Here is a 20,570-nt window from a genome sequence, read left to right as displayed (position 1 = left end):
AAATCAGGCGAAGAACCTGAAGCTCGTCTTCTTAAGTTCCCTGACGGAATGGAGCACCGCGTATTCGGGATTGCCGATAGAGACTGCGGCATCCTTTATGAACGCATCCAGTTCTTCGGCGGACTGCGCATGCATCATCACATAGAGCGTGTACGGGAAGCCTTCGAAGGCGGGGCGCTCGTAGCAGTGCGAAATGTATGGCTTGTTTGCAAGGATTGCACCAGCAGGATCCTTCGACTCCCCCTTCCAGGGGTCGCTCAGGATGACACTTCTCTCGTCTTTCGTCTCTAGTCTCTCATCTAATTTAAAGCAGACCATAGCATTATACGCGAAGCCGGCGTCCTGATGCCGGAGGATTGCCCCGAAGCGGCGCATTCTCTTTTGCACGAGGTCGTCGCGAAGAGCCTCAAGGGAAACGCCCCAGTCCGTAAACGGAGTGAGCGTGTGCGGGATATCGTCACAGGCAATGCGAATGCGTGCCTTGTCGGACGACGATAACGCAGCAATGAATTCCCCACCTCGATCGACATTCTCGCGTAGGCGGGAATCTTCATTTTCTTTCAAGACGCGCATTACCGTGTTTATCTTGAACTTCTTCGTCGCGATAAGGATATGCACGTCGTGCAGGCCCGTACTTGCGCAGAGCCCGTCAACGATTGCGCGGATTTCGCCTTCCGACTCCGCGATGGCGGTAAACCACACGTTGTATTCGTGAGAGCGCACGTAGTTGTGCGTAATCGCGGGAATCCCGTTGACAGCGGATGCGAACTTGTCGAGGTCGGTAACCTTGCCCGCACAGAGGCGCGAAATAAACCCGAGCCTGTGGGAATCGTAGATGCCACCGATACGGCGGACAATGCCCGAGCGACGCAGGTTCTCGACCGCATCGAAGACTGACTGTTCCGTAAGATGCCCGCGAGCATCGCCGCCAGCACACGCTTCCTGCGCGTTCAGCACCTCCGCCAACCGCCGGTAAGGGCGCTCTTCCAGCGGGAAGGCATCCTGAATGACAGAGAGAAGACGCTGTTCAATTTCAGTCATATTCAATGTGAAGTGAGGAGTGAAAAACTGATTGATAATTGATAATTTCACATCATCCATTATCAATTATCCATTAATCTCCTCGTCCGTCAGGTAGCAGGCCGGATCCTGTTCCCAGAAATCTCCGGTCACAGCCTCGGCGCGGGTGCGGAAGTTGCCATTGCACAGGTTCAGGTAGGCGCACTTGGGGCAGCGTCCCTTCAAAATCGGCTTCCTGTTCTTGAGCCCCGCCATAATCGGGTTGCTCTCGTCGCTCCAGATTTCTCCGAAGTTCCTTTCGCGCACGTTCCCGAGGGTAATGTACTGCGAGAACTGGTCGGGGTGAACATTCCCGATGCTGTCGATATTTCCGAAGGCCATACCGCTGCGGTTACCACCATTACGCTGGATGAGTTCCAGCACCTTCTCTGCTCGGGCAGGGTCCTCGCGTTTCATGCGCAAGTAAAGGTAGACTGCATCGGCGTGATTATCGACGGTCAAAATTTCCTTGTTTATCCCGCGCTTCTTGAAGTCGAGCGTGCGGTCAATAATCAGGTCCATCGCCTTGCGGCTCTCTTCGTGGTTCAAGTCGTTTGCGACCATCGCGGAACCGCGCCCACTGTAAACCAAGTGGTAGAAACACACACGGTCAATGTTCTCGCTTTCAAGCAGGTCAAAAATCGCATTCAGGTCCTGCACGTTGTAGCGCGTAATCGTAAAGCGCAGCCCCACCTTCTGGCCAGTCGCCACGCAGTTGCGGATACCACGGAGAGCAAGCTTGTAGGCGCCCTCCTTGCCGCGAAACTTGTCGTGCGTCGCCTCACAGCCGTCCAGGCTGATGCCCACGTAGCCCACGCCCATGTCCTTCAGTTTCTTTGCCACGTCGGGCGTAATGCAGGTGCCGTTCGTGCTGATGGTCGGGCGGATTCCCTTGCCTGCCGCATAGTTCGCAAGTTCAAAAAAGTCGGGGCGAAGCAGCGGTTCACCACCGCTAAAGAGGATTACCGGCACCTTGAAATCGGCAAGTTGGTCAATAAGCGCCAAGCCCTCTTCGTGCGTCAGTTCGTTCTGGTACTTGATGGCCTCGGAGCGCGCATAGCAGTGCACGCAACTCAGGTTACACGTCTTGGTGCAGTTCCATACCACCACGGGGCCGCGTCCCGGAGCCACGCCATTCTTGCATTCGTGGGCACGAGGTTCGTAACGCAGCTGATCCCCGTAATTCGGGGTATCCATCAAGAGCTTGGTAATGCTAATCATGAGCGCAAATATAGAAATTAGAACACTTGAAACAAAGTATCTTCGTGGGCGACTAACGGCGCAATGAAAACTAGGGAGGGTGCAATGAAAAAAGCCCCCGCACGGAGCGGAGGCATTTTTCAAAAAAAGTCAGATTACTTTTCAGCAGCGAACTTCTTGGATGCGGCCTTGACCTTCGGGTCGTTCTGGGCTTCCTTGATTTTCTGCTTGATGCCGTCCTCGATGGACTTCTTGAGCTTAGCAGCGAGGTTGGGGAAACGGTCTTCCAGGGAATCACTGAAGATGGCGGGCTTCTTGGCAGCAGGAGCGGCACCCTTGCGCTTTGCGTTCATCGGGCGTTTCTTCTTGGCCGGAGCCTTCTTTTCTTGAGATTTTTCTGTAGATTTCGGTTCCTGAGGCTTGACTTCTTCTGTGGATTTGACTTCTTTTTCTTCTGCCATGATATACCTCTTGGAATTTTGTCTTTAGACAATTATGTTAATTTGACGGCGCAAAGATAGCAATTTTTGCCGAAATTATCAAGTGAGGGCCGTTCGCCCGCAGGGCTTTAGCGATTATCTAGCCAGTGAGCAAGCACGGTTATATCTGCCGGGCGCACACCGGGAATGCGACTCGCCTGCCCCAGCGTGAGCGGCTTGTGGGCGTTCAGGCGCTGGCGGCTCTCGATACTTACGGCGGTCACCTGCATGTAGTCGAAGTCTTCGGGCAGGCGCACGGATTCCATCTTCTTCTGGTCGTCGATTTCGCGGGCCTGTCTGTCGAAGAAACCGGCATAGATTTCCTCGGCGTACAGGAACCACTGGTCACGGCGCGTGAGCGGCAAGTCCGGGAGGGCAACCCTGAACAGCTGTTCCGGGTCAATACCCGGGCGACGGAGCACGTTGATCCAGCGGGTGCGCTCGCTTGCAAGAGCCTGCCCACCGGCTTCAAGAATGATGTTTGCCTGCTCGGGGAGCGCGGATTCTTCGGCGAGGCGCATGCGGGCCGTTTCCACAAGGGAACAGCGACGCTTCCAGTCGGCGTAGTCGGTCTCGGAAATCATCCCGATTTCATGCGCGCGTTCCTTCAGGCGTTCTTCCGCATTGTCGCTCCGGAGGAAGAGCCTGTATTCGGCGCGGCTCGTGAACATCCTGTAAGGCTCGTCGAGCAGGATGTTCGTGAGGTCGTCCGCCATTACCCCTAGGTAGCTGTCGGAACGACCTAAAATAAAGGGAGCTTCGCCCTTTATTTTCAGAGCCGCGTTGATGCCGGCCAAAAGGCCCTGACCCGCAGCCTCTTCGTAGCCGCTCGTACCGCAGACCTGGCCCGCAAAGTACAGGCCCGGAACCTTCTTGCATTCAAACGTCGGGAAAAGCTGCGTGGCATCTACGGAATCGTATTCCACCGCATAGCCAATCTGCAACACGCGGGCGCGCGTGAGGCCAGGAATCGTGTGGATTGCAGCAAGCTGGATATCCGCAGGCAGGCTCGAGCTGAACCCGTTGATGTACACGCGACCGATGTCCGCCTGTTCCGGTTCAAGGAACAGCTGGTGACCGTCGCGGTCGCCAAAGCGGTTAATCTTGTCCTCGATACTCGGGCAGTAGCGCGGGCCCTTGCCATGGATACGACCGCTGAACATCGGGCTGTCCTTGAAGCCGCTCCGCAATATATCGTGAGTCTTTAAATTCGTGCGCGTAATCCAGCACACGCAATCGTTACGCACAAACTTGTTCGTAGCGTCGCCCCAGAAATAATCCGTATCGCGGCCGGGGACCGTTTCTGCAACATGGCGGTCACTCATGGGCCAGGCCACATCGTCGCCGTGCTGCACGTCGCATTCATCAAAGTCAATAGAATCCGGATCGAGTCGGCTCGGCGTACCCGTCTTGAGCCTGCGCAGCGCAATGCCGTTAGCCGCAAGGCATTCCGAAAGCTTGTCTGCACTCGGCTCGCCCACTCGCCCACCGATGCTCGTCTCAAGCCCGGTGAACACCTTGGAGGCAAGGAAGGTTCCACTCGTAATCACGAGCGCGCGGGTCACGTAGCGTTCGCCATTCAAAAGCGTGAGTTCCAGGCGGCCATCGGGCATGCGCTCGAACGCGGCGAGTTCCCCCTGGATAACGGAAAGCCCGGGAAGGTTCGTAATGACCTCTCGGGCAATCTCGCTATAATACTTCATGTCGCACTGGGCGCGCGGGCCCCACACGGCGGGCCCCTTGCTCATGTTGAGCATGCGGAACTGGATCCCGGCCTTGTCGGTCAAAAGGCCCATCAGGCCACCGAGCGCATCGATATCGCGCACAATCTGGCCCTTCGCCACCCCGCCTACGGCCGGGTTACAGCTCATACGCCCGATGGCGTCAATATCCATCGTGAGCATGGCGGTCTTAACGCCGAGCTTCCAGGCGGCATGCGTCGCCTCAATGCCGGCATGGCCGCCACCTACGACTACGACATCAAATTCTTGCATTATAGACGGAACGCAATGAGATCCTTCGACTACGAGGGTTTGCCTCTCCGCTCAGGATGACACGGTGTGTTACTTCTTGGCAGCCGGAGCAGTAGCGGCGGCGGGCTTGAGCGTATCGACCACGGCCGGCTTCGGCGGTTCCGGATTCCAAACGACCGGCTTGCCATCCATGAGGGCGGCAATTTCGGCCTTGAGGGTTTCCTTCTCGCCCTCGAAGGCAACGTATTCCTTGTACGATGCATCCGGGTTCACGAGGTAGACCTTCGGCACATAGCCATCGCTGTAGAGTTCACCGAACTGGCGGGCTTCATCCCACACGATATTGATGGTATCGTCGAACTTCGCATTGTCGGCAAACTTGCGGATGCCGCTCTTGTTGTTTCCACCGCTGGCAACGGCAACCGTCGTAAGGCCCTTCGGGGCAAATTCCTTCGCGATGTCGAGAATCTGCGGAGCGGCGTGTGCACAGTGGCCACAGGTCGCGGAGAAGTAGAAAATCAGGAGAGGCTTGCCAGCCCAGGTCTCGAGGTTTTCGGCCTTGTTCGTGATGCCAGTAACCTTCACCTTGTAGTTCATCTTGGCAGGCATGCCGTTCGCAAGCGTATCGCCACGGAGGCCCTTCACCTCTTCCTTCAGCTTGGCTTCTTCTTCCTGGGCCTTCTTGATGGCTTCTTCACGGAGAACCTTCATCTTCTCGTTGTAGCGTTCGCCAACAGCCCTGAGGGAATCATCCGGCAAGGCGTTCGTGAGCGTGGTATCGCGGGTCTTGGCGCCGGCATCGCGGATACCGAGCACGAAGTAGTTCACGTCGAATTCCGTCTGGAACTGGCCACCAATCGCGCTGAACTGGTTCTGGAACTGCACGCCGATAAAGTAGGAAAGCTTCTGGTTCTTGGTCGGGGTTTCACCAATCGTCACCGGAGCCTTCTTCGGAGCAGGAGCGGGAACCACCGGAAGGGCCTTCATCGCAGAATCCATGTAGGCACGGAACTTCGACTGGTCGCCGTTGAAGGAAGCGTTCGTCGCGCTATCGGGGCGAATGGATTCCATACGGGTACGAGCCACGGAATTGTAGTCAAAACTGACCTGCCTCAAAGTATCAACGGGAATCTGCAGTTTAAAGTTCGTGTCCTTTTCAGCCTTCATGGCATCGAGAACACCCTGCACGACCACGTCCTCGTCGAGTTCCTCACCCATCTGGAGCGGGAGCATCTTGAAATTCTGCATACCGAACTGCACACCCAGCATGTAGGCGAACTTCTGGTCGTCCGTAGAGGTACCAGTCACCTTGGCTTCGGCATTCTGAGCATCGTTTTTCTGTAAATCACAGGCGGCCATCATCATGGAGATACAGGCCAGGCCCAACAGGACTCTAGATTTCATTTTTCAACTCCTTGAACCGTAGGTTCAAAATTTTACGCATAAAAGATACAAAAAACCGGGAGCCCGGAGCATGAATTTGCGCGGGTTCAGCCTCCACAAAAGACGTTTTTGAACGAATTTAGCGGATTAAGTCCTTCATTTCTGTCGGGAAATTCTCGCACACAAACGTACGCGGTGTATCCCAGTACGGGAGCAAGAGTTCTACCTTGTACGCATAGAGCATATGGCTATGCGCGCCTAAAACGCGGAAATCGTCTTCCGTAAGGGCGCCTTCCGCCATCTTTTCGTAGTACAGGCCATCGAAGGCATAAAGGCGGTCCCCCACAATCGGGAACCCGAGGCTCGCGAGGTGGGCTCGTATCTGGTGCTTGCGGCCGGTCAGGAGTTCGCATTCGATAGCCGTGAACGTTTCGCCGTCGCGAACAACCGAGCGCACCTTCCGGAATATGGTCGTGCAGGGCTTGCCGTCATCGAACGGGTACATCTTGAGTCGGATTCTGCTTGCGGGGTCTTCGCGAAGGGGCGTGTCGCAGCGGTATTCCTCGTGAGGGAATTCCCCGCGCACCACCGCCATGTAGAACTTGCGGAGCAGTATGCGGTCGAGGTTCTTCTGGAAGCGCGCCGCCGACTCCGCATACTTTGCAAATAGCATGAGCCCGCCCGTATCGCGGTCCAGGCGGTGCATCGGGGTCGCCGTCTCGTAGCCGGTCTCGCGGCGCACTACGGAAACAAACGTGTTGTAGAATATGCGGGCGGTATGGTGGACCGGGATTCCCGCAGGCTTTGCGACCAGCATGAATTCCTCGTCCTCGAACACGGTGCTAAAATCAGTCGGCACCTCGGGCTCGTCGTAATTTTCCACATGGTACACGACCTTGTCGCCCTTGCGGGCAACCGTTTCGGGCCCCGCGACCTCCCCATTGACGGTAACGAGCCCGCGCTCCAGGTTTTCTTTCCACTGCTCACGGCTATGGTAGGTAAAGCGGTAGCAGAGGCTATCGAGCAGGAGCATCCGGTCGTGTTCGGGCCGGACGACGCTCTCGAAGTACATGTCGCGGGGAGCCTTCATGCCGAATGCCACTACCTCAACGTATCGCGGGCAAAGCCTTTCGGAGGTTCGCCCTCAAACACTTCGAACTTCTGCGAACCGATGACGGCGCCGTTCTTGTAGGCGACCTCCACATTGTAACGGCCCGCAGGAATGTTCTTTTTCTTCGTGAAGCTGCGGTAGCCAGACTCGCGCCCGCCCACGATGGTCATCCTGCCCGAGGATATCTTGTCGGTAAGGCTGTACTTGCCCGTAGCGGGGTCCATATAGTACCAGCGGTATTCGAGTTCGGCCTTCAAATCAGCAGGAGCGTAGACCGACGACAGGAAATACACCTCGGAACTGTCCGTGCGGTGAACGGAGGGCAACTTGATGCCCAATGTCTGCAAGAATGTCGGGTCGTCGATATCGCAGGAATATGTCTTGCGGTCGAAGTTCTGGCACACCATTTGCTGCTTGAGCACGAGCGGGACCGGCGGGACCCAGTTCATTACATAGGCAATAACCAGGAGAGAACTGATGATTGCGGGGGCGATGAGCACGCGCTTCTTGTGGTGCGAGAGCCTCTGGATTCCCACGCAGATGAGGAACGAGACCACAGTACTCAAAAGGAACCAGATAAAGCCAATCCTGTGAACCACATGCGGGATAGTGAAGTTCATGAACATCGTGCCCAGCAGGCAGAAAAACGCGAGGCTCACGCCGAAACTTTCATATTTCTTCTTCAGGAATTCGTTACCCACCAGAAGGGCAGCGAGGACAATCACGAGCAGGAGCGACGCAAGCGAGCCGCTGCTCTTGAAGTAGCAAACCACGAGCGCGCTGAACATGCCGCCGAACAGGAACTGCAACATCCACGAAAAGCGGTCCTTCCACACTTCGCTCCACTCGCGGTCCAAAAAGCGGTGTTCCACCACAATGGCGTTCTTGGGAACCGCCATGGATTCATACCCTATCTTGTCAGCTAGTTTCTTTGCCTCGGCGGTCGAAGCATCGGCGGCGTTCTTGATCTTTGACGCAGAAGCATCGGCCACGTTCTTGATTTTCGAGGCCACCACAGTCGTCGCAGGCTTCGCGATATTCGCCATCTTCCCCGCCACGGCAGCAAGTTTCGCGTTCGTCGGGGACGGGGCCTTAGCCTCCTGCACTGCGGGTTGACTTGCCGTAGCGGGTTTCGCCGCAGGCTTTGCAGGTGCTGCCGTTTGCGGAGCCGCGGGTTTCGCCGGGGCGTTACCGCCCGTTGATGCCTTCGCCGCCATAATGCGTTCGCGGGTCCAGCCCTCCGGATGCTCCAGGTGTGCCGAAAGAAGGATCACGAGTATAAACGCACCCGTATAGTATGCCAGCAGGAACAGCAGGTCGGTATTGTCTATTTGCCGCCCGAGCGTTATGGAATCCCAGCCGAAACCGCCGAGGAAAGCTATCGCCGGGAAGAACTTCTCCACCTTCTGCACGAAGGGCTTCTGCCTCAAGTTATCTACAAATTTCATTTGTCCTACCCCAAATCATTCGCTATACAAGTCGTTTTCCAGAATGTAGTCGTACACCGCAGGGGCTAATCCCGCAGGCCTTACGCCCCTGTTGTAGAGCAACTCCCTGCGTATCGCAGTACTCGAGAACTTTCCCACAAAGCCTTCTTTTTCCCCAAGCCAGAACAGCGGGGCATACCCCTTAGCGAGATGCGCATCGATATCAATCTGCGGGTAGCCGCTCCTCGCAAAAACAATCAGGCTGAAGTCGCGCAACAGCAGGTGGCCGTTGTACTCCGTGCCATAAAAATGCAGGGGGTCGCGCCAGTGCGGAATATTCTCGTAACTGTCCGCCCCTACAAGCAGACGAAAATTCACCTCGGGGTACTTTTCCGCAAGGCCCTTCAAAAACACGTAAGACCCGCGAAAATCTCCCTGCCGGATTTCTTCGTCCGAAAGCACAAAACGCGGCTCGTCGGATGTCACAAGTTCAAGCATCGCGAAGCGGTCTTCGGGAGAGGCGTTGAGCGTCTTGTCCCACCTGTCAGGGCTCGGCACAAACCACACTTCGTCGCAAAGCCCGTGCTTCAGGCAGAGCCTCGCAACCGCAACATGGTCCATGTGAACCGGATCAAACGCACCACCCATAATGGCAACATTCTTCATCGCGGAACCTTGCCCTAGTAAATGTAAGTGATGAAACCCAGGTTCATCTGCAGGCGGCTGCCCGAAACATTCTTGTTCAAGAAGGGGTCGTAGTGGTCAAGCACCCAACGGTAGCCCACATCGGCAAAGAGCATCGTCTTCGAGAATATGCTGAAGATTGTCCCGAAACCGGCGCCCCATTCATTCCACGAGACATCGCCCACATCGGAGAGTTCCTTTGCCCTCGAGAAATTGCCGACTACGTACAAGTCGCCAAACACGTGAACGCCCAGTTCCACGTCGAGGTTGTAATGCTCGATTTCCGTTTCGGAACCGTCTTCGCCTTCGCCATCAAAATCAAAGAATCCGTAACCTGTGCGGAAGAACGCCACGTGCGGGAACCAGATACCGAACATGGGCTCAATCTGTCTGAGGCCAACACCTCTCTCGGACCCCACGCCCGTACCCGTACCGAAGCCGAGCGCACTGCCCAAAAAGAGCGGCGTGTGAATCCCGGTCGTCTGCGATGCCTGGGAGGCGGCACCCGATGAAGCAGATGCTGCAGACGCACCCGAGGAATTCGTCTGAGCAGCGACAGTCCCGAAGCAGAACATCAGCGCGCATACAGCGCCAAGGAGAATCTTTTTCATATTGTTTCCCATGCTACAGTACCAAAACCAGGGCGATGGAAAGCCCAAGCAAAACGTTCAAGAACGAATCCGCCTTGTCCATCAGGATTCCACGCCGGCCCATATCCTCGCCACGGATTTCCATGCGGAGTTCCCGGTCCGAAAAAAAGAGCGTAAACGCAAGTTTCAAGGCTATAACGGCAGAAACCCAGTACGCAAGGCCCGAAAAATGGGCAAGAAACACATAGGCCAGCATTAACGAGAACGAAATCGCAAAATTAAACAGGCGAATGCCACGTTCGCGAGATTCGCTCACCTTCATGAGCGTCTTGATCTCGTCTGCCTTCTCGCTCAACTCGGCAGAATTTGCCACGAGCTGCGATGCACTGTAACCCATCAGCACGATGGAGGCCACCAGAGTTATTTTAGACACGACATCCATATCAACAATATAATCAATCCGAAGAATTCAGTATGCGGAGGTAGCTCCGATAACGCGCCCTGGAGAGCTTGCCCGACTCGACGGCGGCCCGCACGGCGCAGCCCGCCTCCTTCACGTGTATGCAGTTGCTGAACTTGCACGTAAAGATATCGTCCTCGAAGAATCCCGGGAAGATTTTCGCCAGGGTTTCCTTGTCCAAATCCATGAGGCCGATACCCCTGATCCCAGGCGTATCGATGACAATCCCGCCACCCGGCAAGTCGAACAGGCTCGACGAGATAGTGGTATGGCGGCCCTTGCCGTCGCGTTCGCGCACCTCGCCCGTCGCAAGCGCGGCGTGCGGCACCAGCGCGTTCACCAGCGAGGACTTTCCGACCCCGCTCATACCGCTAAACACCGACGACTTGCCCAGAAGCTCGTTACGGAGGTCGTCGAGGCCGACCCCCGTCTTGACGCTCACGGGAATCACCTTGTCGGCGATGCTCATAAAATCGCGAATATCTTCCGAAAGGTCAGCCTCCCCGTTCGGGAGCAAATCCATCTTGGTAAGCACCAGGATGAACGGCAGGCTATTCAGGTTCGAGGCAAGCAAGAAACGGTCCATGAACCCGTAGTTGAATTCGGGCTGGGTCACGCTCGCGACAATCACCACCTGGTCGATATTCGCGGCAAGCGTCTGCTGCTTGTAGAACGTGTCACGCGGGCCGGGGCGCTTGAGTTCGCTCTTCCGCGGGAGCACGCGCACCACGCAGTACTTCTGCGAACCCACGCCATCACCCGAATCCTCGCCATCGTTCACGAGCCCGAGAAGCACACGATCGCCCACCGCGGGGAATTCCCCCAACTGCTTGGACGTGGTCGCGCGGTACATCGCGGTAACTGTATTAGACGAAAGACCGCTTCGCTGGTAGACGATAGACGATAGATTATCTTTTTTTTCATCAATATCTCTTTCGTCTAAACGTACCTCGCAGGTGCGGCGGTGCACTTCCAGCACCAGGCCCTCGACGCAGTTCTCCTCGCCGATATTTTCCACCGGGTTCTTCAGGTGCTTGATTTTAGCCTTCTTGAACTCGCGGCTAAAGCGCTCCTTGGTCGGGCGGTCGTCCACGATGCCCGAATCCCATTCGCGCATCACGTCGATACGGCGCGAACGGTGTGCGCGCCTCGACGTCCTTACTTCCCGCAGTTCATCATCTTCAAGCATCATGCCTTACCGGTTCGAAAAAGCGCGCCTCTAGTTCAATACGCGGGTACGGACCATCACGTCGGTGGAATCGTTCACCTTCACCGCGGGGGCGGCAAGCGTGAGGTCTATCTCCTTGCGGATATCCTTCACCTGTTCCTTCAGGCGGGCAAGGCGCTCGCCCGAAAGCTTCGGGGTCGCAATCATGGTCTTCGAGAGCGGGTTTATCCACTGCCCCTGCGCATTCTTGAAACCGTAGTGCAGGTGCGGCCCCGTGCTCCTGCCCGTAGAGCCGACGCGCCCGATCGCCTGCCCCGGAGAAACCTTCGCACCCACCCCGACGCCGCGCGCAGAGAGGTGCATGTACCAGCTGGTCGTGCCGTCCCTGTGCCGGATGGCAATCTTGTTGCCGCTCAGGTTGTCGAAACCCGAAACAGTCACCTCGCCCTCGGCAACCGCATGCACCACAGTACCCGTCGGGGCACCGTAGTCCACGCCGTAATGCACCGTCACGCGGCCCGTAATCGGGTGCACGCGCGAACCGTACGAACTCGTGATGCGCAGGTGTTCCAGCGGGTAGCGCAGGCCATCAAACACAAGCGCGTCGCCCGACTCGGTGTAGTGTGCATTGTAGGAGCTCTTCGGGTCAGGGTCCTCATAGCGGAAAGCCTCGTGATGCCCCACGTTCCTGCCCTCAAATTCGGCATACACGACCTTGCCCGACACCCAGATGGAATCCTGGAAATAGGAATCTTCCAGCAAAATACGGAAGCGGTCACCCGCGCGGGCCAGCGGGAACGCCACCTTGCACTGCAACACGCCGCTCACCACGCCCACCATGCGGCGCGGGATGCCCACCTTCAGGAGAATGCCGTTCAGCGTGCTCCCCTCTTCCAGCGCGCCCTCGTACACGGAGAGCTTGCGCACCACGGGCTTTTCAATCAGCTTATAGACAAAGCCCGAGTCGGTCCGCACCACCACATGCGAAGTAATCACGTTCGGCGCATAGCGGAACCGCTGCACATGCCTGTCCGCATCCACCGCGATATAGAACTTCTCGCCCACGCGCAACTTGAACTCCACGCTATCCTGCATGGCAAGGTAGACCTTGCCCAGGTCGGCATCGCCACCCTCCACCATCGCCTTTAGGCGCGAGAATACATGGAAAGGCCCCTCGCCCGCACGCACCGTATCCGAGAGAATGGTGTAATTGGGCACATTCTGCAACTTTTCCTTCGCCTTCTGCAGGGAATCGACGCTATTTTCAAGAGCAGCAACATCTTTCCGGAGCGCAGCCAGTTTTTCTTCTTCATGGCACGCCGAAAAAAACACTAAAAACGCACAAAGGAGCGGGTAAAAAAATTTCATGAAATGACCAAATAATTGTTGTCGGTTATCACGTTAATTTAGAAAAATGGATGGGATTCCGAAACAGGCGCGGCACGCAAACGCCGTTTTTAAGTCAAATTCGGCGTTTTTGAAGCCGTTTGAAAATTTGTCCAAACTTGACATTCATTTATAAACTTGAAATATTGCAAAAAATTTCTAACTTTCGCACCACAATGAAACTGCTGAACGTATCCATCCTCTGTCTGGGAATGCTCCCCGCGCTCTCATTCGGCGAAGAAGTTCCTGCCGAAAACGCGGTCGAGAGCGCTGTCGAAAAGACAGTCGAAGAGAACGAAGCAGCAAAGGACGAAATTGCAAAAGGCGTTGCGTCCGAAGTTACCGAAGCGGTCGCCCCGGCAGAAGACGCCTCGGAAGCAGACATCGCCGCAGGTTCCAGTTCCGCAACAGCGGATTCCACCCTCGGCAATTCCGCATCGGCGGTAGAATTTGTCGCCGTGGCCGAACCCGAAGAAGAATCCGAGGAACTCGATTCTCTCGAGAATTCCAACCTTGCAGACGGAACGCTCCAGTTTCTTGACTTTAGCGGGGCGCATTTCCCGACCCTGCACGGGGCACGCATCAATTCCCCCTACGGTATCCGCAAGTTCCGCCTGCACAGGGGCGTTGACCTGCACATTTCCATCGGCGACTCCATCGTGGCCGTCTACCCGGGAAAAGTCATCGTTTCCAAGTACAACCGTCGCGGCTACGGCCACTACGTGATGATCGAGCACGCGAACGGCACCCGCACGCTCTACGGCCACCTGAAAAAGAGGCTCGTGAAAGTGGGCGACATGGTTGAAGGCGGCCAGCTTGTCGGTTGGGGCGGCAATACCGGCAGATCGACCGGCCCGCATCTGCATTTCGAAATCCGTTACGGCGAAATCAACATCGACCCGGCAACGGTTTTCAACCTCGAAGAAGGCACCCTGCTCGAAAATTCCGAACAGTACGCCCTCGCCCCGGCTGTAGAAAGCCACAACGAAATCCAGAAGGAACTCTCGAAACACCGTTATCACAGGATTCGCCCGGGCGATACACTGGGGCGTATTGCCATCAAGTACGGAACGACCATCGAGAGGCTCTGCCGCCTGAACGGCATCAAGCGCACATCGATACTCCGCATCGGCCAGACACTCCGCTGCTCGTAGAAGTCATCCCCGCGACCCATTATGTCATCCCCGACTTGGTCGGGGATCTTTTTATTAGGACGCCGCGACTTCGTCGCAGATTGCATCGTCGCATATGGCGGCGAGCATGCGTTCGTGCGTGCACACCTCGGGCGAAACCCCGTGGATACTGCCCGTAGAATAGAATGACGTGCAGGCGCATTCGTGCGCATGACAGCGGAAACGTATGGCACAACCCTTGCAGTCTTCCTTGTCGCGACTGAAGAAGTCCAGGATATCGCGGGCCACCGCTCCATTCCAGATTTGCGCTGGGTCGTCAAAGACATTGCCCAAAATGTAGGGAGCATCCGGCTTGCTCGAAATGAACCGCGTGCACGGGAAAAGATTCCCGTTCGCAGCGCAGGCGACAATGCCCTCGGCCACCTGGCAGCTTGACGTGCGGTGGCGCTGCCCAGTAAGCCTGAACTTTAACTTGTCCTGGATGGTTCCCAGGTAGAAGGGAACATTCTTTCGCTTGATTTCGAGCCAGAATTCGGCCAGTTTTTCGTATTCCGCGGCCAGGACATCGAATTCCTCGCCCGTCCACTTGCCGTCGAAATCCACGGCGGCGGTCATGTTCCTGAACCCCTGCGCCTGTATCCAGCAGGCCGCATCGGAAAGCGAGCGCATGTTCTCGCGGGTGATAACCGAAAGCACAACCGTATCAAGCTTGGTGAGCACAGGAATATGCGGCTCAATCAGCTTGAAGGAACCCTCCCCGCCCACCTGCCTGCGGCAGATATTGTGGTGCGACTCCGGACCGTCGAGCGAGAGGTAGATACGGAACTTTTCGCGCTTCAGGTACTCGATGATGTCTTCGTTCAGCAGGGTGGCGTTCGTGTTGACAGCAAAACGCAGGCGAAACTTCGGCGATGTCGTATTCGAAGTCGGCGGTCCGAGCAAAACGTCTTCGCCAAATCGTTCATGCACCAAGCCTTTCGCAAGCTCCACTCCCCTGCGGATGGATTCCATGCAAAGTAACGGTTCCCCACCGAAAAAAGTGATGTTCAAAAAACGCTGGTTCAGCGAAAGCGTGCGCTCAAAGGCGAGCCTAATCGCCGCCTCCATAATGTCATTCGACATCACCAGGCTGCGGGCCTCATGGCTCACCTTGTAATAGCAATAGGTGCAACGAAGGTTACACCGTTCCGTTAAAGAAAGAACCAGGTTCATTGACGAAAATTACTGTTCAGGTTCATCCATGCGTACTGGCGTGTCCTCGATGACCCCCGATAACATCGGTCCCAGTTCTACAACCGGTTCAGTTACAATCGGGTCGCCCGCAAGCGGTCCCGACTCCGTAGAAGAGGAAGACGGCAGGATTGCATCGCTAGAGGATGACGAACTAGAAGATTCCAGATGTCCGGTATCAATGTTGGAGCCCGATTCCGGTTCAATATATTCCGGCGGAATTACCTCGCCCGAAGTCACTTCGAGCGAGTCAATTTCATAGCTGCTGGAAGAAAGCCTAGTCTGGGAAGAACTGGATTCATTATACTCCCAATCGCAAGGCATTTCCCCACAAGTCATCTGCTCGGAAGAAGTAGGCGGATCAGCAACATCGCCACTGGTAGCCGAAGTCGTATCGCAGGCCGTCAGTGCCGCACTGGCAAGCACCGTAACCGCCGACACCCCGAGCATCGAGGCGAGCTTCTTTTGCGTGGATGGCGACCACTCACAGTTGCCGGAAACTTTTGCTTTTTTGATATCCATAAGTTTTTCTCCTCTACACACAAAAATATAAACTAAAACACCCCAAAACTAACATGCAAACGCATTTTTTTCGCAAGTTTCCCAAGCAAGACAGCCCATATAGAACACGTTGTTTCATAAAAAAAACAAAAAATCGCTTTAGAACCAGTCCAAAGCGATTTCTAAAAAAATGCGAAACTAATGAATTTATGCTAACGAGTAATTTGACTTAGTGCTAGACCTTCAGCTCGCCGGCGTCGATAGTAGCCCAATCCGGGACGGCATCGATGGCAGGACGCACTTCCTCAGTGACAAATTTGACGACCTGTCCCGGAGCGCGGCCCACGAACTTGCGGAGGTCGAGGATTTCCTTGAGTTTTTCTTCGGTGATGCCGAGCTTCTGGAACTTTTCGTTCTTCAGAACGCGTTCGAGCAAGTCGTTGTCCTTGCCCTGTTCCTTCACGACCTTACCGGCTTCCATGGACATCACGCGGATTTCTTCGTGGAGTTCCTGGCGGTCGCCGCCATTCTTCACGCCTTCCATGATGATGTTTTCGGTAGCCATGAACGGGAGTTCGGCCATGATGCGCTTTTCAATGACCTTCGGGTAAACGACGAGGCCGTTCGTAACGTTTTCAGCAATGATGAGCATGGCATCCATGGCGAGGAATGCTTCCGGAATGGCCAAGCGCTTGTTGGCGCTATCGTCAAGCGTACGTTCAAACCACTGCGTTGCCTGAGTGAAGGCGGTGCTGTTCACCTGGGCCATCACGAAACGGGCCAGGGAGCAAATGCGTTCGCTGCGCATCGGGTTACGCTTGTAAGCCATGGCGCTGGAACCAATCTGAGTCTTTTCGAACGGTTCTTCCACTTCCTTCACACCCTGCATGAGGCGCATGTCGGTAGCAAACTTGTGCAAACTCTGAGCAATGGAGCTGAGCACCTGGTTCACGCGGTTGTCCCACTTACGGGTGTAGGTCTGACCGGTGATGGTGAGCACGCGCTTGAAACCCGCCTTGGCAGTCACGCGGCGGTCGAGTTCCATGATCTTTTCCTCGTCGCCATTGAACAGGTCCATGAAGCTGGCCTGCGTACCGGTCGTGCCCTTCACGCCGCGGAACGGAAGCACTTCGATGAGGAAGTTCAATTCTTCGAGGTCGATAAGCATGTCCTGGAGCCAGAGGCAAGCGCGCTTACCCACGGTCGTGAGCTGGGCGGCCTGGAAGTGCGTGGCACCGAGCTGGGCCATGTCCTTGTATTCCATGGCAAACTTGGAAAGCTTGTCCATCACGCGGCAAAGGCGCTTGCGGACGAGGATCATGGCCTGCTGCATCTGGATAAGGTCAGTGTTGTCGCCCACGAATGCAGACGTTGCACCCAGGTGGATGATGCCCTTCGCCTTCGGGCACTGCACGCCGTAGGCATAGACGTGGCTCATCACGTCGTGACGGCGGCGCTTTTCTTCTTCTTCGGCGACTTCGAAGTTGATGTCCTTCTCGTGGGCCTTCAGTTCGTCCACCTGCTCCTGCGTAATCGGGAGGCCGAGTTCCATTTCGGATTCGGCAAGGTAAATCCACAGCTTGCGCCAAGTCTGGAACTTGTACTGCGGGCTGAAGATGAAACTCATTTCCTTGCTGGCGTAACGCTTGATAAGCGGGCTTTCGAACTGATCGCGCATGATTTATCCTTTTTTGAATTTTTGCAAGGATAAATTTAGAAAAAATCAGCGTTCTATAAAGTTGCCTTTTTCAAAAACCCAGCTTTCTGAACTAGAGGATGTAGGATATTCATCACCGCAGGCGTCCTCGTTCGTGTCAAGTTCATGTTCGCATTCCCGGTTTTCGCGGGAACCGTCGATTTTAATCCGATAGGTTCCGTCCTTCTGCTTTTTCAATTCCATGAAACCGTAAAAATTGTAGTTCGCCGGACTTTCATATACCCCTTCGGCCACCCAAATGTTTTTTCCCTTTTTCTGAAGGTCACCTCTCCAGTGAAGCCCATATAGGATATCTTCACATATCATGCGCTGATAAATCAGGTCTGCGATTTTCGTTTCGTCGTCCACCGAACCGTTTTCCAAGAAGGTTTCTAGCCGAGAATAAGACAACGGAAACCATCCAAACCTGAGCGGAGGCAATTTAGGCATGGAAACAGTCGAACTTGAGGCAAGCTTTCCTTCGCCGGTAGTCTTGATCATTTTACCGGTAGAAAAATTATAGGAGATGTCGTAGTGTTCGTTCTTGTGTCGGTCTTTCTTGCCACCGATTAGATAGAAATCTCCATTCTGGAAGCGGAAGAGGAACACGTCTTCTTCAGACGAGCCCTGCTGCACCCGCAAAACTCCTTTGTCTGTAACAGATATTTTCGTATCGTCTTCCAAAGAAATCTTGACCTTCTGAAAAAGGGTGGACTTTCCGTTCGCCTGCCCGAAATAGAACGCGAAGATTTTTTGGATATCCGCGCCCTTCGTGACGACCAGCGAATCCCCGATTCCATCCTTGTTGAAATCGCCACCTACCGCCGCAAACGTTTCACCACCATGTGCAAAACTTGAAGACTGGGCAAGAAAAAGAACTAATCCAAAAAGCGCGTGTTTAAACATGCCTAAAATATAAGTAAAACCAGGGAAAGCGAAAGAGCCGAAGTCTCTACTTGATTCGGGTTCCGTCGAGCCTGTAATACCGTGACGCTCTTAAGTAGACGCCGGCTTTTAACATTTTAGCATCGTACATGCGGCGGTTTTCGCGGCTTTCGCGGGGGACGCAATTCGGATCGGTGGCTCCACGCTCGATTCCAGTTTCCACTTCTCGAGGGAATCGAGGCCCGCGTTCCCGAGAACGGCCAGGTCATAGCCAATGACCTTTACGGCACCCGCAGCGAAATATGGTGCTGCCGGTTCATGCCCTGTATGCGAACAGAATACGCCCCTGCGCGCTGCCATTCCTCTTCCGCCCGCAGGACTACAATGTTATTGGAGTTGGGTTGCATATAGATTTTTCGCTATGAATTAACGACTTTCCTGAATTACAATTTTACCAGTACCGCTTTCTTGAACAACGATACCAGAAGCATCGCCATTTGTAATTTCCTTAGTGCGATTCTTGTCAATATATTTGGAAGAACCACGAATTTTCAAGACCCCGCTCGTGGGCGTAAATTCAAACTCGCCATTTTTCTTCCGGAACTCATAACCCGTGCGATGATGCCAATGAGTTGCAGGAATCATTTCGGTAGATTTCCACTCACTCCACTCCTCACCAACGACACGTGTCCGAAAGGAGTTGTCCTCTATCCAAATAGTTCCTTTGATTTCGATACCATTAAGACGATCCGCTTGCGAATAAACTTTTTGTTGAACAAAATCAATCCGGCACTGATCTATCTCGTACTCAACATCGGAGTTCTTTGTCATTTCAAAATAATGGCAGCGCTTATCCTGTACTACAATCTTATCACCATAAATCTTATCAAGCGCCTTTATCAACGTTTCTCCATGCTTTTCCTTGATTTGCATAAGCATCGGATGATATTGCACGTCGTATGCGAAAGCAGAAGCCACCAAGAAAATGAACAATGGGAAAATTTTTATCATAAACAACCACTTTTTAGTTAATCTTGTTAAACCTGCGTGTAATACTATCTTTATGTTTTTGTTTCTCTTCCTCTGACAGCATCGTACAAGGTAGCAATTTCTTACACCACGCATCAATCGTGTTTGCACTATAGAAAGACTGACGAGACTGCATTTTCTTTATCAAGTCCATTTCCAAATTATATATATCGTGAATCGACATTAGCGATGTATCTTCCGGTACAAATTTCAAATTCGACTTTGTCCCAAAAACAATCATACTAAACACACGAAACTGATATTTATTTTGATTCAGATATTCGCATAATGCTCTAATATGACCTTCGTTTTGCCTAATTGGATTAGGAATAAACTCCTTATCACCATTTTTCTTATAGCGTTGCCATTGCAAATGGTCCATATCGCCATAGACGGAACCGGAAAGATTCTTACTTTCAAAAACATACACTCCAGTCTCATGCAAAAGCAAAACATCTATTTCCGTGTAATTACCACGCTTTTGAGGAATATACACATTACGCAGTATTTTATAGTGTCTTTTATCAAATTGACAGGCCGTATAAACCGCTCTACTAACAGCATCTTCCCCTATTTTTCCTGCAATCTCCTTTGCCGACGGAATTGTACCAACAATTTCTTCTGGTGTTGCTGCAAAAGTTCGTTTTTGATTTAAAGAGAACCTGCGTGTTTCCTTGGTATTCTCACGTGTAGAATCACCTGAAGACACCGAGCCAATCGAGTTAGCCTTATCATTTCGATTGACCATAAAGGCAATTAAACCTATAAACACAACAAGAATACCAACAAGAAAAACAGCGGCACTATGAGCCTTAACAAAATCTATCGCTTGTAAAGCCAATCCTAATAAAACCACAAACCCAATTAGCAGCAAGCAACCAGCTTCGCCAGCACTTTGATTGCTCTTTTTTTTCCTTCGATGTCGTGGAAACAACAATCCTTCAACGAGAGGCAAAAAGAACGCAATAACAATTAATATTCCGATAAAAGAGCCCATAACATGTAAAAAAACAGTTTTTCATCATAAAAAATCTACTCATCAAAATATATATTACGCAAACAAAAAGAAACTCACAAAGATTATCCCAACATGGAATTAACAAAAAATAGCCAAATAAGGCTAGAAATCAGGGCACAACGCTAAAATAGCCCATTCAAAAAATGGGCAATGACGAA

At 53.7% G+C, this 20,570-nt stretch carries 20 protein-coding genes; 1 reads left to right on the top strand and 19 read right to left on the bottom strand.

Going from position 1 to position 20,570, the window contains the following annotated elements; genetic code table 11:
- Positions 1–3 precede the first annotated feature (3 nt).
- The 12 genes from CRO08_RS04730 to CRO08_RS04675 form a co-directional block, all read right to left on the bottom strand.
- Entirely contained in the window at positions 4–1,041 is a 1,038-nt protein-coding gene (locus CRO08_RS04730) for an Lrp/AsnC family transcriptional regulator (protein WP_097035254.1), read from the bottom strand.
- 66 nt (positions 1,042–1,107) lie between these two features.
- Positions 1,108–2,280: a putative heme d1 biosynthesis radical SAM protein NirJ1 gene (nirJ1, locus tag CRO08_RS04725; RefSeq protein WP_097035253.1), complete on the bottom strand. Its 1,173-nt coding sequence runs from the start codon at positions 2,278–2,280 to the stop codon at positions 1,108–1,110.
- Positions 2,281–2,414: 134 nt separating this feature from the next.
- Positions 2,415–2,720, bottom strand: a complete 306-nt coding sequence (locus CRO08_RS04720; RefSeq protein ID WP_072812656.1) for a hypothetical protein — start codon at positions 2,718–2,720, stop codon at positions 2,415–2,417.
- A 107-nt stretch (positions 2,721–2,827) separates the two neighbouring features.
- Positions 2,828–4,732 (bottom strand): tRNA uridine-5-carboxymethylaminomethyl(34) synthesis enzyme MnmG, encoded by a 1,905-nt coding sequence (mnmG, locus tag CRO08_RS04715; RefSeq protein ID WP_097035252.1) that lies wholly within the window; start codon positions 4,730–4,732, stop codon positions 2,828–2,830.
- A gap of 69 nt (positions 4,733–4,801) precedes the next feature.
- Positions 4,802–6,115 (bottom strand): FKBP-type peptidyl-prolyl cis-trans isomerase N-terminal domain-containing protein, encoded by a 1,314-nt coding sequence (locus CRO08_RS04710; protein ID WP_097035251.1) that lies wholly within the window; start codon positions 6,113–6,115, stop codon positions 4,802–4,804.
- Between the two features lie 118 nt (positions 6,116–6,233).
- Positions 6,234–7,196 (bottom strand): RluA family pseudouridine synthase, encoded by a 963-nt coding sequence (locus CRO08_RS04705; RefSeq protein ID WP_255252239.1) that lies wholly within the window; start codon positions 7,194–7,196, stop codon positions 6,234–6,236.
- Positions 7,196–8,653 carry a DUF2914 domain-containing protein gene (locus CRO08_RS17490; protein WP_303621499.1) on the bottom strand — a complete coding sequence of 486 codons (1,458 nt, stop codon included), beginning with the start codon at positions 8,651–8,653 and terminating at the stop codon, positions 7,196–7,198. The genes CRO08_RS04705 and CRO08_RS17490 overlap by 1 nt, the downstream gene beginning before the upstream one ends.
- A 15-nt stretch (positions 8,654–8,668) precedes the next feature.
- Positions 8,669–9,298: a nicotinate-nicotinamide nucleotide adenylyltransferase gene (locus CRO08_RS04695; protein WP_073115654.1), complete on the bottom strand. Its 630-nt coding sequence runs from the start codon at positions 9,296–9,298 to the stop codon at positions 8,669–8,671.
- 14 nt (positions 9,299–9,312) lie between these two features.
- Positions 9,313–9,927 (bottom strand): hypothetical protein, encoded by a 615-nt coding sequence (locus CRO08_RS04690; RefSeq protein WP_141398235.1) that lies wholly within the window; start codon positions 9,925–9,927, stop codon positions 9,313–9,315.
- Positions 9,928–9,940: 13 nt separating this feature from the next.
- Complete coding sequence (locus tag CRO08_RS04685; RefSeq protein WP_097035249.1) at positions 9,941–10,348, bottom strand: hypothetical protein; 408 nt, start codon at positions 10,346–10,348, stop codon at positions 9,941–9,943.
- A gap of 13 nt (positions 10,349–10,361) precedes the next feature.
- Entirely contained in the window at positions 10,362–11,558 is a 1,197-nt protein-coding gene (gene rsgA, locus CRO08_RS04680) for a ribosome small subunit-dependent GTPase A (protein ID WP_073115651.1), read from the bottom strand.
- A 27-nt stretch (positions 11,559–11,585) separates the two neighbouring features.
- On the bottom strand, positions 11,586–12,902 hold the full coding sequence (locus CRO08_RS04675) for a peptidoglycan DD-metalloendopeptidase family protein (protein WP_097035248.1): 1,317 nt from the start codon (positions 12,900–12,902) through the stop codon (positions 11,586–11,588).
- A 194-nt stretch (positions 12,903–13,096) separates the two neighbouring features.
- On the opposite strand from CRO08_RS04675, the gene CRO08_RS04670 reads away from it, so the two are divergent.
- Positions 13,097–14,074, top strand: coding sequence for a M23 family metallopeptidase (locus CRO08_RS04670; protein WP_097035247.1), 978 nt, complete (start codon positions 13,097–13,099; stop codon positions 14,072–14,074).
- A 54-nt stretch (positions 14,075–14,128) separates the two neighbouring features.
- Here CRO08_RS04670 and CRO08_RS04665 read toward each other — a convergent pair whose 3' ends face one another.
- The 7 genes from CRO08_RS04665 to CRO08_RS04640 form a co-directional block, all read right to left on the bottom strand.
- Positions 14,129–15,265, bottom strand: coding sequence for a radical SAM protein (locus CRO08_RS04665; RefSeq protein WP_097035246.1), 1,137 nt, complete (start codon positions 15,263–15,265; stop codon positions 14,129–14,131).
- A gap of 9 nt (positions 15,266–15,274) precedes the next feature.
- Complete coding sequence (locus CRO08_RS04660) at positions 15,275–15,805, bottom strand: hypothetical protein (protein WP_097035245.1); 531 nt, start codon at positions 15,803–15,805, stop codon at positions 15,275–15,277.
- A gap of 214 nt (positions 15,806–16,019) precedes the next feature.
- On the bottom strand, positions 16,020–17,462 hold the full coding sequence (gene purB, locus CRO08_RS04655; RefSeq protein ID WP_097035244.1) for an adenylosuccinate lyase: 1,443 nt from the start codon (positions 17,460–17,462) through the stop codon (positions 16,020–16,022).
- A gap of 45 nt (positions 17,463–17,507) precedes the next feature.
- Entirely contained in the window at positions 17,508–18,386 is an 879-nt protein-coding gene (locus CRO08_RS04650) for a hypothetical protein (protein ID WP_097035243.1), read from the bottom strand.
- A gap of 108 nt (positions 18,387–18,494) precedes the next feature.
- Positions 18,495–18,725 (bottom strand): hypothetical protein, encoded by a 231-nt coding sequence (locus CRO08_RS16930; protein ID WP_176495060.1) that lies wholly within the window; start codon positions 18,723–18,725, stop codon positions 18,495–18,497.
- A gap of 66 nt (positions 18,726–18,791) precedes the next feature.
- Complete coding sequence (locus tag CRO08_RS04645; RefSeq protein ID WP_097035242.1) at positions 18,792–19,376, bottom strand: hypothetical protein; 585 nt, start codon at positions 19,374–19,376, stop codon at positions 18,792–18,794.
- A 13-nt stretch (positions 19,377–19,389) separates the two neighbouring features.
- Positions 19,390–20,391, bottom strand: a complete 1,002-nt coding sequence (locus CRO08_RS04640; RefSeq protein ID WP_097035241.1) for an NERD domain-containing protein — start codon at positions 20,389–20,391, stop codon at positions 19,390–19,392.
- Between the last annotated feature and the right edge of the window lie 179 nt (positions 20,392–20,570).

The sequence above is a fragment of the Fibrobacter sp. UWT3 genome, from assembly GCF_900230125.1.
Taxonomy (GTDB): Bacteria; Fibrobacterota; Fibrobacteria; order Fibrobacterales; family Fibrobacteraceae; genus Fibrobacter.
This window is presented reverse-complemented; position numbering and strand designations above follow the sequence as displayed.